We start from the raw sequence: 16,489 nt of genomic DNA, 5'->3' as shown, positions 1-16,489 counted from the left end.
GTTCGGAGCTTCGCTCCTCCGACTGGGGGCTACGATGCGTCCGACCGCAAGCGGTCGTTTTCGTTAATGATTACATCGTCAAGATCGTTCAACAACGGACGCCCTCTGGCTCGATACTACCGTGTGTCCCTACGCATCGTTACTCGTCACCAGACAGATCAGTGGCTATGATACAGCAATCGGGGTAGCTCTCACTAGGAGGGCTACCCCGATTACTCTATTTATATGCGACGAGCGCGTTCTTAGCGCTGAAGCTTCTTGATCCAGCGGAGGCCGTCGACAGACTGTACGTCGAGCAGTACGACGTCCGTCTCGGGCATCTCGATATCTACCTGCGTCTGACCATCGGTCGTAGCACGCTCTAGTAGATAGCCGTGTACGCTGTACAGCTGGTAGCCTGCTATACCCTGATCGTAGGAGATGCGATAGCCCGTAGCGGTGCGCTCGATGGCTAGATCAGGCTGGTGATCCTGCTGCTCGTCGTAGCGGATGTTACCGTACGACATACGTAGCTCGAAGCGGCGTCCGTCACGCTCGCTATAGCCGTAGCTGTAGGTCGAGTTGACCAGCAGATCCTGCTCGGTGCCTCGCAGGCGATCGTAGAGCGCCAGCTTGTCAAAGGGCTTCTCGGCCAACGTCGTGAAGTCTAGCGTGAGCATGCCATCGGTAGGCGCAAAGACGCCTAGCTCGACCACGGCACTAGGTACATTGGTCTGTACGAAGTTGCAGGTGCTATCGGTCGGGCTGATGAAGTAGACGAGCGGAGCTGTCTGCATACCCTCCGGAGCCATCAGTGCTGGCGTCGACTCTTCCGTATCTTCGGGTAGCAGTACCGCAGAGGTATAGCCACCCTCGGCATCGGTGACCTTCACAGCGACATACCGCTCGGTGATCTCATCCGACTCCTCGTCCGTGCTGCGTAGCACAGTCTCCTTTCCATAGCCACTGTTAGGATTCTCAAGCGCTCCCGTAGGGAAGTAGAACTCAGAGGTATCCTCTTTCCCTTTCTTTAGCTTGACGACAAAAGATTGAAGTGGCGCAATGACTCTCAAGGTTCTGAGTTGACTACCAAAGCCAACACCAGGTCCTACGTAATGCCACGCTCCTTGCGTAAAGATATAAAGAGTGTTTCGCTCCAAATTTTTCACATTAGCTGCGAGAAGCCTTGCAGACCGGATGGGCGACATAAATGGATTACCTATCATAACATAAGAACCGTTAGGAGACTTAGAGCTGGAGGTAATCTTCATAGTATAGCCCTCGACATCAAGCAATTGTTTATTTTTATTGTCATAAGACTTTGTAGTACCAATCTTCCCTGTCTTATCATCCTCAAAGAGGAAGCGGTAGTCCAGTGCAGGGTCTCTCTTGACCGAGTCCACCTTAGTAACTGGCTTTAACGTGTTCAGGTCAAAGTAGGCGAAGTAGGATCTTCGCTCAACTATTGAGTCTGTTACTGTAGATTCATTCGTTATGCTATCAGTCTTATACCAATACCACTTCTCGTAATAACGATGTAGTGGATAGTAGGGCGCACGCTCCTTGTTCTCATAGTAGGGCAAGCGGATGATACCGTCTAGCCCATTGAGATTCTTGTGATCGTCAGCACCTTTCTTACCAGAGTGGTAACCCTCCACCTTGAATGCTAAAGCGTGATTGTAAGCGACCGTAGAACGCCCCAGCTTGTTCATTGGAATGTCAAAGGTAGCCTCTTCAGGCATAGGGTTATCTCCATAAAACTTTACCTTGATGTAGCGCTGATAGGTGAGTGGATAGCCAGCTAGAGAGAAGTCTCCTGTGTAGACATTCTTGAGTGGCGTAGCAATCATATACCAGCGGTCTCGATCTAGGAGACGATCGTAAGCACCTGGATGCTTAGAATCCTTATGCGCTTGGATAGACCCGTCAGGCTGTACGACTCCAAAGTTGTAGTCGATAAAGGCGCGAGAGTACTCAGTCAGTCGCTGAGGCTGACCTAGCGCAGAGCCGAAGTGGAAGTAGATATCGTTGCATACAGGCTCTCCGAGTGGCTCCCATTCCGTTCCTTTCGGCGTCCTATTTGGCTTGTTTGGGTCTAGGTTTGGATAGAAGTTGTCGACCACCGCTGGGAGGTGTACATCGGTACACTTAGCAGGGATCGCCTTAATAGGGTTACCATCCTTGTCGGCCCAGTTATCAAATGAGTTCCAGTCTGCAGACTTGGCATCCTTACGCCACCATAGCTCGGGCGGAGCGACAGATAGGATGAAGGGCACCGTCTGCGGTGCTGGTGTGCCATCGCACGGCACCGCTGTGACCTCGAGCTGCCACTCTCCAGAGAGCGGCAAGGTTGCGGCACCAATGGTGACCTTGCGACCCTGATGTTTCGTTCCATCTGGCTGTGTCCAAGTGTACTCCGACTCAGGCGTGATGGGCGGGCACTCTAGCTTAATAGTATCCCCCACACAATACTTGGTATCATTAGCGCCAATGATGAAAGAGGAGCCTCGCAGATCGTTCATCTTGATGATCTCGCCACCATTGTCTAGGGGACAGTCTGAGTCGTCAGACCCTGTCTTAATATAGAGCATATACTCAGGCTGGATCTGCTCCCCAGTGAGGTTAAAGACGACAGGCTTACCCTGATCCGTCGAGGCGAGCGTCTGGCTAGCGTAAGAAGGCTTATTAGCATCCTTTACGTCTCGTAGCTCTACGAGCGTCTCACCAGCCGTACGAATGGGCAGTACCGACACATAGGCAGTCTTACCACTCGGACAGATATAGGTGTAGAGCTGATCCCGATCATAAGTAGGACCTGTTGTCTCTATGGTGAACTTCATCCCTAGGTCAAGACAGGGAATAATCTTGGTGAACTGATCTATAGGCTCATAGTTATATTGTATCTCTATAGTATCTATAGTAGAGTTGCGCCAAGGGAGCACGATGTATTGATCTTCGGGCTTCTGATTAAGATCCGCAGGGTCAAAGGAGGTAGTCCCTGAGGCAACGAACCTCTCATAACCATATTCGTTAGTGGTAGTCTGGACAGCCCTCGCATATACTGGAGCAGGCTCACCATTGCGCAAGAGAATATTACGAGACTTCGCCCCACGGAAAGGATAGACACGTAAACTGTCACAGCCGACCTTTTCGTACTGTGGCTTTAAGTCCTCGCCCTCATTCTCTAGCTCATACTTTATAGCATTGTAATAAATGGAAGTCTTGAATGGACCTTGCACCTCTGTTGTTGGAGTGGGGAGCGTCTTCGGTTCTCCACAGAGGTCAGTGAACTCAATCCTCCAATAGTATTCTCCCTCTGGGACCTTGACATCATAGCATGGATTCATATAGGGGTTTTCCTCTGGAGCATCATTACTAGCGAATGGAAAAAACCAGTCGCTCTGATGCTTCTCTGGCAGGACAAGAGGTTTATTGAGCTCAGGGAAATACTTGTACTGCTTTCGGTACTCCTCATAGCCCTCAGGAGCCTTGACCAGTATAAACTTAGCACCGGCAAGGTTACTCTTGTAAGCTCGTCCCCAGCGACGCTCTTGTACAGCTATAGCTAAAACCTTATCTACCGTACCCTCACAGTAGTCCCATCCGACCTTACCAGCTTTCAAGTCTGGATGCCAACCTGAGAACTCATTCCACATGCGGGTCGTGTCTGTATCTCTATAGTAGACCTCAGGATTGTATCCAGGTATAACAGGCTCTCCACTCGTGTCATTAGGCTTGAGTCCTAGAGAAGAGTCTTTGAACGGGACTGAGCTATCCCTCATATAAATTCGATTCCAGACCCCTGGCGACATATGCCCCCCCGGAAACTCTTGAGGGATCATATAGTTCTCCTCGGTAAAGGTTATATAGAGCATCTCTGGCTTAGTCCACATTCGATCGTTCATATTCCTAACACTAAGCGTCACAGGGAATGTCAACTTCTTGGCCCACTCTTCCTTGATCCTAAGAGTGGGCTTATACACATCACAAGGAGAGGGAGCTCCGCCTATGACCTCCAGCCAGTTGTTAGGATCAAATGTCTGCGCTCCTTCAGCACCGCCATAGGCATTGTATGCAAAGGCACTATACTTAGGATCTGTCGAGCCCTTGACACGTATAGCTATTGAGAGCATTTCGCTTGGGGTTGCATAAGCACTCCTAGCATACATCTCGCTAGGAGAGGGGCCATCAACAGGCACCTTTACAAAGAGGCAGGGCTTCTCAACAATTATCGTGTCATAAGAAGGTTGCTTTCTCTCCCGCACCTTAACGCGCCACACGCCAAAGGTGCCATCGAAGGTGGGCTCCTGACCAGTATCTGTCAGCGACATCCAGTTGAGTGTGCCTCTTCTATACCTATAGTTTTCATACTCCCCTTGAGTACAGATAGCAAACTCAAAGTAAACGTTCAAAGAGTCTATGATATCCCGGTTGTAGTAGCTATGTCCTCCTCTCTTAAGGAGTGCACCGACCCAGCGGAGATGATGCGGAGAGGTGAACTCCTGGGTAAACGGCTGTGGAAGGAACTGCAGTGCAGTCGTCTCCTTGACCAGACCTTTTCTGGACACCTTATAGCCACTAGCATCAGAGATCTCCAACTTATAATTCCCCGCAGGAAGACCAAAAATGTAGTAGCTATCCTGGCGTTTGTCAAATTTAAAGGTCGTAGAGCCTGTATAGCCAGTTGGTGTCTGGGTTAGCTTGACTGTATAAGGGAGCTGACCTTCCTTCTGGCTCTGGAATGAAAAGCTTATTGTTCCAGTGGGTTCAGGAGACCCCTTGAGAGTAGGTCGACCTGTCATGGGGTTCTCATAAACAAGCTCAAACTGCGCCTCTGCCACGGTGGGTATCAGGCAGAGTGCTGAGAGGGCAAGGAGAAGACTCCATATAGTGCGCACTAGTGTCGTGCTATTGTATTGCTTCATAGCCTATATCTGTTTATAGGGGAGATTTACTTGATAATGTGTGTGTCTGCGTAGATAAGAAGATGTTCCGTATACAACTTTACTCAAAGGCTTCGCCATTGCCTGCGGGGGGCTCTACCTCCTTTGGGGTTAGCGTTATCTTGTAGAGGCGATTGCGGAAGACACTCTTGTTCGATGGACTGAACGAGCCTATAGGCTTTACATAGTCTTCGCCCTTGTCATTTTTATTTAGGTGATCAAAGTAGCATTTTTCCTCGGCACGCAATTGATGGGAGCCAGCAGCTATATCTAGCCAGGGACGGAAGTCGCCATAATGATACCATATAAACCATAGGTAAAGAGGCTTCACAGTTTCAACAGGACCCTCGGGGACGAGCTTCTCGGGGATATAGAAGTACATCCTATAGTCCAGCAGATAGCCACCACCAATGGGGACGCCCTCTTTTAGGACCTTCTGGAGTATTTCGTCATACCCAATGACAAAGCGTTCTTGTGGACGTACATATTCATCAGACTCTCTACCGAGGAAGCCAACTACAGTATCCTGAGCACTAGAGTACTCCTGTATAGGGAAGAGACTGACATCCTTAGGCATCTGACAGATATGAGGTCCATAGGGATGTACAAATCTCCACGGGCCTATCCAGTTCAGTTGCTCTTCACCCTTCTCATTCCAAGAGAGCCACACACACTTCTTGTAGATTAGCTCGACCTTGGCAAAGGTGCGCAGAAGCTCAACGCCTTTCGTACGACCATGAGGATTGTCGAGCTGGATCACGCGCGGATTGTCCTTGGTACCACCCCCGGTGAAGTCAACATCCTTATACTCGGCAGTCATCGGACAAACGGCATCTGTATATGGGTAGCTCTGATTATAGCGCAATCCTTCATGCGTATCAGAGAATCGTCTCGTGACGGGGATACGTATGTTCTTGAGGTCTTTTAGCGTCTGCGCCTCTCTTAGTGCTTTCCTAAGCGCTGCGTCAGCCTTCTCCTCTCTTTTAAATTCATTATCCCAATAGGACTCCTGACCTGGTTCAACTGGGTTGGGGTTAAGCGTCTGACGATTCTTATAAGCACCCTCATTGGCGACGACGACTAGGTCGTAGTAGCCTAGCTCCCTCTCTGTGAGCCGGAAGGTGACCTGTGCCTTACCACCTTGGTACTTATAGCTGATTCCTTCATCTTCTGAACCCGTGCTATAATCGTATGCGGGTCTCGGAGCCAGATTGGTAAAGAAGACGTTTTTCTTGATTACTCCGTTTTTGTTGATGAGGAAGATGCGTAGATCGTTCACGTAGTCCTCGCGATTCGTCTTGTCGGAGTTGATGCTGTAGTCGGGCCCTTGCATACGTAGCTCATCATTGCCACTGGGGGATAGAGAGAGCGTCAGCGTGAGGTATTTGTTGCCGTCATCCTCTCCCTCAAGACTGTTGTAGTCTCGCACACAACTGGTGCTGGTGAGGAGCGCCCCCAAGACGAGGAGGAACGTATATATATGGGTGTGTCGTAGTCTATTCATAATGATGTGACAACGTTAGTGTGGTCTATAAGAATGGGCTTAGAGGATGATCTCATAGGAGTGTACCTTCCAGCCATCGACGAGGATCTCAACGGCATAGTGCGTATTGTCAGGAAGCGTCTTGAGACGTATCTCAACGTCGTACTCAAACTGGCACTCGGGGCGGTAGTCAGGCTTCTTAGCGAGCAACTTCTTGAGATCGTAGGTAAAGATCTTAGCACCCGTATCGGAGCGCACGAGACTCAGCTGGGGCTTTGTCTTCGGATCATCTAGTCGTAGCGTGCTGAGACGTGCGGTACGTGTCGTACCCTCGTTGGGTAGTGGCGCCTGGTAGATGACATGCTTCGTAGGATTGGTCAGCTGACCCATGAAGTCGTAAGCAGCGTTGTTATCCTCGATCTCTATATGGAGCGGATAGATGATCTTGCTGGGTAGCTCGGTAAGGCTTATGTCAAAGTCGTTGCTATAGCGCGTCAGGTTTGGCGCGACGGGCACTCTCGTGCTTACACCGCCTCGAGGCATAGGACACTCGACCGTATCTGTGGCGAAGTAGAGTGGCTCGGGCAGTAGACCCTCGTGTCTGTCTTGCTCGTTGAGCTGGAGTGCTAGGCGGCAGTCGGGGTGCTTATTGCCCGAGGCTGGCTCTAGGTCACTCATGGTGTAGTGCTGGGGGGTAGCACCCACCCAGATGGTGTAGCGATAGGTCTCACTACACTCGTTCGGTACAGGAATCTCTATGGCCGTGTTAGCCGTCAGGTCAGCTGGCTCTAGATGCTTGTATGTGATGATCTCTCCTGACGAAGGGACACTGATGACGATGTCCATGTAGCCTGCCTTGCCTATGTAAGCCGAGTCAGACATACAGGGCGTCTGCATATAGGGTGTGAAGACCAGTATCGTGGGGCACTCGCCTCGATCGTATACGAGCTTATCACAGCTGACGAGTGATAAGAGGAGGAGAGGCAGCAGGAGTATACTATATATAGTGTGTCGCTTCATAAGATGTAGCAGTGATTGAGAGATCAGATGTGTCGGTTTAGAGGAAAGGGTCGGATCGTAAGGCTAACGATAATGGGGGGAAAAAAAGATAGGGACGCACTGCCAGACGCACGTCCATCAGTGCGTCCCTATTAGTAAGTTGCTAAAGTTTCTAGTAGCACTAGTGGCCACTAGAAACGTTAGTCAGATAGTCAGTCAATTAGACCGTAAGCTCGATCTCGTAGGTGTGTACGTTCCAGGGGATAACCGTAATGTCTACAGCCATGTAGGTCTCCTTTGGAGTATTCGTCTCACCTGGTGTGATAGGAGGTACGGGATCATCCCCAGGCTTTGGATCTGGGTTCGTAGGATTGGGTGTGTCAGGATCCTCTGGGAAGAGAGGATTCCAAGTCATACCGATCGTCTTGAAGCCCTTGACGCTGATGTGGTAGATGTTGTTACGATAAGCTGGTGCGTTGATCGTCTTACCAACCACGTCTGGGTTGACAAATGCGTAGTAGATCACCTTAGCATTTTCATAGGTGTAGTACCTCTGATCCTTGATACCACCCTTTGTCTCGTCTACAACGTTCTCCTTCTTGATATAGAAGCGACCGTTCTCACCCATGTAGAAGGTGCTACCCTCAGTGTACTGGTTATCGGCAGCCTCATCCTCAAACTTAGCGGGGACAAACTTCGCACGAACGAGTACGTAAGGTGTGTTAGCACGACGGAAGTCTGTATCATCAGCTGTCTTGCCGTACTTGTGAGAAGCCTCAAACATGAAGACACTCTGCGTGAGTGACTGAGCACCGATCTTCAAAGCATCATTTAGATCTGTAGCCACAGCAGCCGCACGAGCTTTACCAGCCTTTGCCGTTTCAACAAGGTCGCTGTAGTCATAGTACTCACCCATCTTTGCATAGCTATCAGCTGTGAGCTTGTCAGGATGTTCAGTGTCCTTCACTGGAACGAAGCCGTATGCAGGAGTCTTGATGATACCATTGTCAACCATCTGCATGAGGTAGAAAGACTTCTCGCCCTGAGCTACAGCGTAGGTGATATCCTTGATGGTACCCATCTTCTCGCCATTCTTGTACTTAACCTCATAGGTATCAGCAGTCGTAGTCAGTAGGACACGAGCTACGGCACGCTTTACCTTGACAGAGGCGCGGTTCTGAGGATTCTGTGCAGCCTCAGCCTGATCCTTGGTGACACCCTCAGCAACTGCGAGCTTGCACTCCTCAGCGTTGGTCATCATGATGACGTCCTCGGGATCCGTTCCATTAAGCTCAGTCTTTGCAGCCTCCTGAGCAGTGATTAGCTTGACAGCTGCTGCGTAAGCCTTCTTGAAGGCAAAGGGAGTAACAGCATTGTCTAGGTAATCCTTAATCTTCTGATCTGCGTTGATGAGTACATAGACAGACTTCTCACCAGGAGTCGTAAGGATAGCCTCCTTAGGCGTGATGGTGATGTTTGAAGAACCATCTGCTGTTGCAGCGGTGATGTTGAATTTGCTCTCATCGTAGTCACCCGAAGAGATGTTTGCATTGTCTACGATGTAGACAGCGATGGTCTTGATAGCATCCTTACCGTTCCACGTACCCGCAGGGTTGTGCTGAGCCGCATCATCGGTAGCATCACGCGTAACGTCGGACTGGATGCTGATGGAGACGTTGGCATAGGTCGTGCCTTCGTTCTTCTTGGGCTCTTGATTGTCCTTTTTGCAGGAGGTCAGAGCGACTAGGCCAATCGTTAGAAGGCCCAGCAGAATTCTTACTGTTCTGTTCATTCTGTGTTTGTTATTTGATTGATATAAAGTTTATTCGATAGTATCACCGAAATGAAAATGTCGCCTATCTACCGTGCAAAGTTAAGCATAATATAATCATTAGCACCCCAAGCGACTTGACATATTCGGTATTTCATTTGACATAATCGGTATTTCCTAGCGGAAATAGAGGTTAGGGATTAGAGATTAGAAGTTAGAGAGCGGGTAGCGACATGTAGGGACGCACGGTCGTGCGTCCGTCCCCGTTAAAAACGGGACGTGTAATCCACTATCGTTAAGACCACGACGCTGTAGCCTTTGATACAACGGACGCACGAGCCGTGCGTCCCTACAAAGGGCTTACTCGTCTCTAATCTCTAATCTCTAGATCGCCGGGAGGCTCATGCCGGTGATGCGTCGGTAGAGGTCTAGCGCGTAAGGATCGGTCATGCCGGAGATGTAGTCGAGCGTGCACTGGAGCTTGCCGTAGATCGACTCCTCGTGCAGGTTGTACTGGCTGCTCACCAGCGAGAGGAGCGTACGACTATAAGCATCGTCCGGGTGTAGGAGCGAGTGCATCAGTTTGTCGATCAACTCTGAGAAGATCCGATGCCCTGCCAGCTCCACGTCGATCACCGCTCGCGCCGTGTAGATCTCACTCTGCGCCACCTCGCTATTGGCTCGGTAAGCCGCATAGAGTCTCTCGGGCATTCGGCTAACCAGCGTCCCCGCAAAAGCGCCCCGCAGTATCTCCTCCTCATGCTCTATGAAGACCTCGGCACACGCCTCCACGAGGATATTGATCGCCTTAGCTCTCAGGTAAGCTATCCGCTCGTTGCGGTCGCCGATAGTCTCCAGCGTTGCCAGCGCATGATCGCGACCATCTGCGGGGAAGTAGCGCAGGAGCAGATCCACCGTACGTTCGTAGCTCAGGATGCGCAGCTTGTAAGCATCCTCCACATCCATCACCTGATAACATATATCGTCAGCGGCCTCCACTAGGTAGACCAGCGGGTGGCGCACGTAGTGCCCCGTGGCGGGATCTACGGGCAGGATGCCCAGATAGTCCGCCACATCGAGGTAGGTAGCCCGCTCTGACTGGAAGTAGCCAAACTTCCCGCTCTCAGGCGCCCTAGCCGACGACCAGGGGTACTTGACAATAGCTGCCAGCGTGGTGTAGGTCAAAGCAAAGCCCCCGGGGCGGCGCCCCTCAAACTGATGGGTCAGCAAGCGAAAGCCGTTGGCATTGCCCTCGAAGTAAGCGAAGTCCTCCCACGGGTGCCCCTCCCCTACTACGGCATCATACCATTGGCGTCCGTTGCCCTCGGTGAAGTAGGCCCGTATCGCCCGCTCGCCACTATGCCCGAAGGGAGGATTGCCCATGTCGTGTGCCAGACAGGCCGCCGAGACGACCGTAGCGATGCTACCCCGATGAGGCGTATCCTGATTGTCCGTCAGGCGACACGCTATGTAGTTGCCCAGACTGCGTCCCACGCAGCTCACCTCCAGACTATGCGTCAGGCGGTTGTGCACAAAGATATTCTTAGGCAGGGGGAAGATCTGCGCTTTGTTTTGCAGTCTGCGAAATGGTGCCGAGAAGATCAGACGATCGTAGTCCCGGTCAAACTCGGTACGCATCTCTATGCCTCCACCGAGTGCGCCAGCTCGCTCAGGCTCTGGCGCCCCGAAGCGTCGGTTAGAGATCAGCTGATCCCAATTCATCCTACTCATTATTATATAGTGTATCTATTGTCTTTGTGAGAAGAGTGTCCTGAAGGCGTGATCCACCCGATCACACGGCACGATCTCTATGTCGTAGTTCCGCTGTTGCAGGCTCTTAGCATTCGCCTTGGGGATCAGTATCCGCGTGAAGCCAAGACGATGCGCCTCCGCTATGCGTCGCTCTATGCGGCTCACGGCACGTATCTCGCCCGCCAGTCCCACCTCGCCCGTCATGCAGGTCTTCGAGGGGACGGCTATGTCTAGATTGGAGGAGAGGACAGCACAGAGCACCGCTAGATCCACCGCGGTATCGTTGATCTTGATGCCGCCCGTGATATTGAGGAAAACGTCTTTCTGGATCAACTTAAAGCCGGCCCGCTTCTCCAAAACCGCCAGCAGCATGTTGAGTCGTCTCAGGTCAAAGCCCGTGGTGGACCGCTGCGGGTTATTGTAAATAGCCGAACTGACCAAAGCTTGCGTCTCGATCATGATCGGGCGAATACCCTCCACGGCGCAGGCGACGACGACGCCACTGAGTCCCTCCGTATTGCCCGAGATTAGGTGCTCCGAGGGGTTGCTCACGGCGACCAGTCCCGAGCTATTCATCTCGTAGATGCCGAGATCGTCGGTAGAGCCAAAGCGGTTCTTATGGCTACGCAAGATGCGGTAGAGATGCTGCTTGTCGCCCTCAAACTGCAAGACCGTGTCTACCGTATGCTCCAAGATCTTCGGACCCGCTATGGAGCCCTCTTTGTTGATATGCCCAATGACGATCACGGGGATGCCGCTGCTCTTGGCAAAGTGCAGGAGCAGGTTAGCACACTCCTTAATCTGACTGATGGATCCTGGCGAAGAGTCCGAGCGTGCAGTCGTAACCGTCTGAATACTATCGATGACCAGCAGGTCGGGTGCTATCTGCAGTGCCTTCAGGAGTATGTTGTCCAGGTCGGTGTCACAGTAGATGAGGCACTGCTCCGAGTGTATGCCGATGCGGTCAGCACGCAGTTTGAGCTGCTGAGCACTCTCCTCGCCCGATACGTAGAGCGTTTTGAGCTCTGGGCAGCGCAGGACTGTCTGAAAGATTAGCGTCGACTTACCAATGCCCGGCTCACCACCCAGCAAGGTGAAGGAGCCTTGTACTAGTCCACCTCCGAGGAGGCGATTGAGCTCCTCGTCGTGCAGGTTTACTCGACTCTCCTCGCTCCCCTCGATCTGCTGTATGGGGCGCACCTCCTCCGAGTGGAGCCCGTCCCACGTAGCACCCTCATGGATCTGCTTGAGCTTGCGCTGTATCTCCTGCGCTGGTGTCGAGCGCCCAGAGGTTGTCTCCGGCTGAGACAACTCCTCCTCGATCGTGTTCCACTCTTGGCACTCGTTGCACTGGCCTTGCCAGCGACTGTAGGTAGCACCACAGGCACTACACTTATATATAGTCTTAACCTTTGCCATCTATCATGCTCGCTCTAGAGGACATGTGGAGCAGCGCAGCAAGCCACCCTGCTTAGAGATCTCACTGTAAGGTACCTCCTCGACAGTCATGCCAGCCACCTCACGGAGGTAACGCTGCAGACGCTCGGCACCCGCCTCGACACAGACCACTTCGGGGGAGAGAGAGAAGAAGTTGGTATGCATCTCGACAGCCTCCTCAGCGGTGATGGTCAATAGCTTGTCCTGGCCAAAGACCTCGCCAATGATCCCGCGCGCCTCTCTGGAAGCAACTCCCTCGGGATAAAAGACGGCGAAGCCACGCCCCACGGGCTGGAAGGCGCAGTCTAGGTGTAGCACACCACGCAAAGGATCCTGGTCATGCTTGTATAGTGGCACGGGAACGACACGCTTGTGCGGGAAGAACTCACGGAAGAAGTCCACCGCACGATCATTGGTCCTCGTAGTCTTAAACTGCCCAAAGGCTCCCGGCTCGCAGCACCCCACGAAGAGGATGTCATCATAGAGGATCACATCGCCCCCCTCTACACGTACCTCGGCGGGCAGATGCAGCACGCTACTCGGCTCGAAGAGATCGTAGATTGATGCAAACGCATCTACCTCCCGTCTCCTATCGGGGATCATGTGTGCTACAAAGAGGTGCTCGTCGATCACGAAAGAGACATCTCGCGCGAAGATCTGATTACACCCCTCTATCGGCTCAGGACGATACACCTCCACGCCGTGGCGCTGCAGGATAGCGAGGAAGCCCTCCATCTCACGTACCACCACCTGCTCCGTGGGGTAGTCGCCCCGCAAGACCGCTTGGTAGCTCTTAGCATCGTAAGTCTCCTCGAGTGTCGGCTGCGTGCCGAGCGCATGAGGCAGCCCTAGTACGACTTTGCGGAGCTGGTTCGTTTCGTTGGTTACGTGAGGGGTGAGTAGTTTATGTTGTTTGTCTATCATATCGTTTGTTTAGCGGCTCCCTGCGCAGCAGATGTGCGGGGAGCTTTATTCTTTCTCTGACAAATATAGGGAAAACTGAGAAGTTAGAGGTTAGAGGTTAGGGATCGGAGCTGTCGGAGAGTTGTCGTGAGATGTGCGCGAGCGGATAAGTTGCAGGAGCGTGTGCTATCTCTTGATTTTGTATTACCTTTGCGGTACGAGGGTGTGTCATCCCTATGGGGGTGACTTCCCCTACCCTCCGTTGTCAAGTATCACCTTAGATAGTAATCATAAGTATATGAAAAACTTCAATCCCATAGGTAGTCTGGTAGTCCTCATTGGGGCTCTCGTACTCATCGTCCCCGCTCTGCTAGATAAGGGAGGAAATGTGTTTAATCTCATCGGCTGTGTCGTGATGATTGCTGGATTTTTCCTACACATCTTCCTGAACAAGCGGATTACAACTATCAAGAAGTAACCCCCTCCCAGTGCCTGACCTGGCGCAGACTTCTAACCTAACATATAGCCTGAGGGCTATCATCGAGGGCTTGCCTTGCTCATACGTAAGACAAGTCTCTCGCGTTCGTATATAAGGTTGCCCCTAGTCACCCCGTCCGCTCAGTCTATGTACTACAACAAGGCGATCCTAATAGGCTTCGTAGGCGCAGACCCCAACGTACACTATTCGCGTCGGGGTACCTGTCAAGCTACGCTACGCCTTGCGACCTCTGTACCAGGCTACACGAGACGTGATGGCACGCAGATACCAGAGCGCACCGAGTGGCACACGGTGGTGATCTTTGGCTCGCTGGCGCAATTTGTCGAGCGCTGGGTGCGCAAGGGATCTCATCTCCTTGTGGAGGGCGAGATACGCTACAACAACTACACCGATCGCCAGGGACAGGCGCAGGCGCGTACAGAGATCTGGGCCGACAAGGTCACCTTTGTAAACCGTCCCAAGCAGAGCGATAGTCAGGAGAGCACCTCTACTCGCTCCACAGCCGAGCAACCAGTATCGCAATCTGACCCTAGCGACGCCGCCAGCTAGGTCAGCTACAGCATAAGTCACAATAGTAGCAGCAATGGGTGATGCCTTCTTATTAAGCCTTTTCGGGGGAATTGTGTACAGCAATCCAATCGTTTGGATAGATGCTATACCGCTCTTGATCATCCTCGTCTTACTGCTTTGCTCCGCCTTTATGTCGAGCAATGAGGTGGCTTTCTTTTCGCTCACCCCGCAAGAGGTACAGCAGATCAAAGAGCAGGAGCACCCCAACGACTCGCGCCTACTACGACTCCTATCACACTCGGAGCAACTGCTGGCGACCATTCTGATCGGCAATAATGCGGTCAACGTGGCGATCACGATCCTCTGCGCATGGTTTGTGGGGGAGCACTGGGACTTCTCGGCCAATCGTGCTGCGGGCTTTATCATCCAGACGGTCCTCATCACCTTCCTGCTCCTACTCTTTGGCGAAATCATCCCTAAGATCTACGCTCAGCGTCACCCGCTCTCCTTCATACGGATGACGGCTCCCGCTGTGTCTGCCCTTTACAAAGGGATCGCTTGGTGCTCCAAGGGTCTGATCAAAACCTCTAAGCTCCTCGGATCTAATGCAAAGAAGGGGCACGAGCTCTCGGTCGATGACCTCTCGGAGGCCGTCGCACTCACTACCAATGGGGACAACAAGGAGACGGAGATGATCCATGAGATTGTCAAGTTTTACCACAAGACGGCCGACGAGATCATGGTGCCGCGTGTCGATATGGTCGGCGTCAACTATCACTGGGCTTATCACCAGACGCTGAGCTTTGCGGTCGATACGGGCTACTCACGACTGCCTGTCTACGATGGGTCGCAGGACACGATCCAGGGGCTGCTCTATGTCAAGGACCTACTTCCTCACATGCACGAGGAGGACACCTTCCCCTGGCAAAAGATCATCCGGCAAGCTTACTTCGTACCTGAGAATAAGAAGATCGACACCCTACTGGAGGAGTTGCAGCAGGAGCGTATCCACATGGCGATTGTCATCGACGAATTTGGCGGCACCTCAGGTCTGATCACGCTCGAGGACATCCTCGAGGAGATCGTGGGTGAGATCGTCGATGAGTACGACGATGAGAATCCGCCCTACGTACGGCTTGCCGAGGGAGTCTATCTGATCGATGGGGGTATGTCGCTGATCGATCTCTGCAAGCTGCTAGATGTAGAGCCTGAGTACTTTGCACCACACTACGAGGAGGTTGATACGGTTGGGGGCTTGTACCTAGAGGTGCTCCAAGAGATTCCTCAGGTGGGTCAGCAGATAACGATATCAGACATTGACTTCACCGTAACGCGCATGGACCGCCACCGTATCATGCAGCTCAAGATGCGTCTGCATCCCAAAGAGTCGTCCGAGACGCAGGGCGATAGTCCTACAGAGCCTCAGGCGTGACTTACTCACAGCTAGACCTCCCGCTAGGAGGGACACTCTACGTCGCAGAGCTACCATCTGGCATCGCACCCAGCCTATCTAACTACCGCTCGCTGACGCAGCAGCTCCTCGATGAGCTCGCCCCGAGAGAGACTTCCTGGCGATTGACGCACCTCCCCACGGGTGCTCCCCGCCTTGATGCTCCTGACCGTGATTATAGTATCTCCCTATCCCACAGCGGTAGCTACGTTGCCCTCGTCCTCTGCGAGGGACAGCACGGTATCGGTGTAGATCTACAGATCGCCAGTGATAAGTTGCCACAGATAGCTCCGAGGTTTATGTCTCCCGCTGAGCTGGCTCACTATCATCAGCTGCTCGCAGCCGAGGAGTCTCAAGCCGCTCGCGAATGGCTCTACACGGTATGGGGACTCAAGGAGGCTGCTTACAAAGCCTACCCACCAAAGGTTCAGCGTCACCTGGCGACCAACTACATTGTCTCGCCACACGACGCCCCCGTCTCTACCAGCTGGAGCAGTGACGAGGGGAGCGACTCGATCACCCGTTACACTATCTGTGCCGACGAAGGGGACGACCGCCCCACCCTCCTCACGGGCTACCGCCTTCGTAGCATCACGACAGCACCATACCACCTCACCTATGTGCTAGGCGCAGGAGATACCGTCCTGCCGACTGAGTAACTGGGACTGCTCGCTACAATAATTTAGATCCGACTACACATCGACACAGTGCTGTGTCGGGGAAAAGTGATTTCCACGTGGATATTTCAAAATCTCCACGTGGA

11 protein-coding genes are annotated in these 16,489 nt (G+C 52.5%); 4 read left to right on the top strand and 7 right to left on the bottom strand.

Features of this window, described 5'->3' with window-relative positions:
* Positions 1-242: 242 nt before the first annotated feature.
* The 7 genes from RDM37_RS07710 to RDM37_RS07680 form a co-directional block, all read right to left on the bottom strand.
* Positions 243-4,904, bottom strand: a complete 4,662-nt coding sequence (locus RDM37_RS07710) for a hypothetical protein (protein WP_308556456.1) — start codon at positions 4,902-4,904, stop codon at positions 243-245.
* Between the two features lie 79 nt (positions 4,905-4,983).
* A complete protein-coding gene (locus RDM37_RS07705; protein ID WP_308556454.1) occupies positions 4,984-6,426 on the bottom strand; it encodes a hypothetical protein in 1,443 nt (480 codons plus the stop codon).
* A 39-nt stretch (positions 6,427-6,465) separates the two neighbouring features.
* Positions 6,466-7,425 (bottom strand): FimB/Mfa2 family fimbrial subunit, encoded by a 960-nt coding sequence (locus RDM37_RS07700; RefSeq protein WP_308556451.1) that lies wholly within the window; start codon positions 7,423-7,425, stop codon positions 6,466-6,468.
* A 199-nt stretch (positions 7,426-7,624) separates the two neighbouring features.
* A complete protein-coding gene (locus RDM37_RS07695; RefSeq protein ID WP_308556449.1) occupies positions 7,625-9,196 on the bottom strand; it encodes an Mfa1 family fimbria major subunit in 1,572 nt (523 codons plus the stop codon).
* A 363-nt stretch (positions 9,197-9,559) separates the two neighbouring features.
* Positions 9,560-10,897, bottom strand: coding sequence for a dGTP triphosphohydrolase (gene dgt, locus RDM37_RS07690; protein WP_308556458.1), 1,338 nt, complete (start codon positions 10,895-10,897; stop codon positions 9,560-9,562).
* Positions 10,898-10,921: 24 nt separating this feature from the next.
* Complete coding sequence (gene radA / locus RDM37_RS07685) at positions 10,922-12,346, bottom strand: DNA repair protein RadA (RefSeq protein WP_308556447.1); 1,425 nt, start codon at positions 12,344-12,346, stop codon at positions 10,922-10,924.
* Between the two features lie 3 nt (positions 12,347-12,349).
* Complete coding sequence (locus tag RDM37_RS07680; RefSeq protein ID WP_308556445.1) at positions 12,350-13,288, bottom strand: arginine deiminase-related protein; 939 nt, start codon at positions 13,286-13,288, stop codon at positions 12,350-12,352.
* A 277-nt stretch (positions 13,289-13,565) separates the two neighbouring features.
* On the opposite strand from RDM37_RS07680, the gene RDM37_RS07675 reads away from it, so the two are divergent.
* The 4 genes from RDM37_RS07675 to RDM37_RS07660 all read left to right on the top strand — a co-directional run bounded on the left by RDM37_RS07675 (position 13,566) and on the right by RDM37_RS07660 (position 16,385).
* The gene (locus RDM37_RS07675; RefSeq protein WP_308556443.1) at positions 13,566-13,745 is read left to right on the top strand and encodes a hypothetical protein; all 180 of its coding nucleotides are present in this window, start codon (positions 13,566-13,568) and stop codon (positions 13,743-13,745) included.
* 147 nt (positions 13,746-13,892) lie between these two features.
* Complete coding sequence (locus RDM37_RS07670) at positions 13,893-14,315, top strand: single-stranded DNA-binding protein (RefSeq protein WP_308556441.1); 423 nt, start codon at positions 13,893-13,895, stop codon at positions 14,313-14,315.
* Positions 14,316-14,349: 34 nt separating this feature from the next.
* Positions 14,350-15,708 carry a gliding motility-associated protein GldE gene (locus tag RDM37_RS07665; protein WP_308556439.1) on the top strand — a complete coding sequence of 453 codons (1,359 nt, stop codon included), beginning with the start codon at positions 14,350-14,352 and terminating at the stop codon, positions 15,706-15,708.
* Entirely contained in the window at positions 15,705-16,385 is a 681-nt protein-coding gene (locus RDM37_RS07660; protein WP_308556437.1) for a 4'-phosphopantetheinyl transferase superfamily protein, read from the top strand. Before RDM37_RS07665 ends, RDM37_RS07660 begins: the two co-directional genes overlap by 4 nt.
* The last annotated feature ends 104 nt before the right edge of the window (positions 16,386-16,489 follow it).

Source organism: uncultured Porphyromonas sp., from assembly GCF_902489635.1.
In the GTDB taxonomy this organism is placed as follows: domain Bacteria; phylum Bacteroidota; class Bacteroidia; order Bacteroidales; family Porphyromonadaceae; genus Porphyromonas.
The sequence above is the reverse complement of the archived record's forward strand: the minus strand, read 5'-3'. Positions and strand labels throughout refer to the sequence as shown.

Bases quoted from the DNA above. Each gene is read 5' to 3' on its own strand.
- RDM37_RS07665 (WP_308556439.1), top strand. From the start codon at position 14,350: ATGGGTGATGCCTTCTTATTAAGCCTTTTCGGGGGAATTGTGTACAGC.
- RDM37_RS07695 (WP_308556449.1), bottom strand. From the start codon at position 9,196: ATGAACAGAACAGTAAGAATTCTGCTGGGCCTTCTAACGATTGGCCTA.
- RDM37_RS07670 (WP_308556441.1), top strand. From the start codon at position 13,893: ATGTACTACAACAAGGCGATCCTAATAGGCTTCGTAGGCGCAGACCCC.
- RDM37_RS07680 (WP_308556445.1), bottom strand. From the start codon at position 13,288: ATGATAGACAAACAACATAAACTACTCACCCCTCACGTAACCAACGAA.
- RDM37_RS07710 (WP_308556456.1), bottom strand. From the start codon at position 4,904: ATGAAGCAATACAATAGCACGACACTAGTGCGCACTATATGGAGTCTT.
- radA (WP_308556447.1), bottom strand. From the start codon at position 12,346: ATGGCAAAGGTTAAGACTATATATAAGTGTAGTGCCTGTGGTGCTACC.
- RDM37_RS07675 (WP_308556443.1), top strand. From the start codon at position 13,566: ATGAAAAACTTCAATCCCATAGGTAGTCTGGTAGTCCTCATTGGGGCT.
- RDM37_RS07700 (WP_308556451.1), bottom strand. From the start codon at position 7,425: ATGAAGCGACACACTATATATAGTATACTCCTGCTGCCTCTCCTCCTC.
- dgt (WP_308556458.1), bottom strand. From the start codon at position 10,897: ATGAATTGGGATCAGCTGATCTCTAACCGACGCTTCGGGGCGCCAGAG.
- RDM37_RS07705 (WP_308556454.1), bottom strand. From the start codon at position 6,426: ATGAATAGACTACGACACACCCATATATATACGTTCCTCCTCGTCTTG.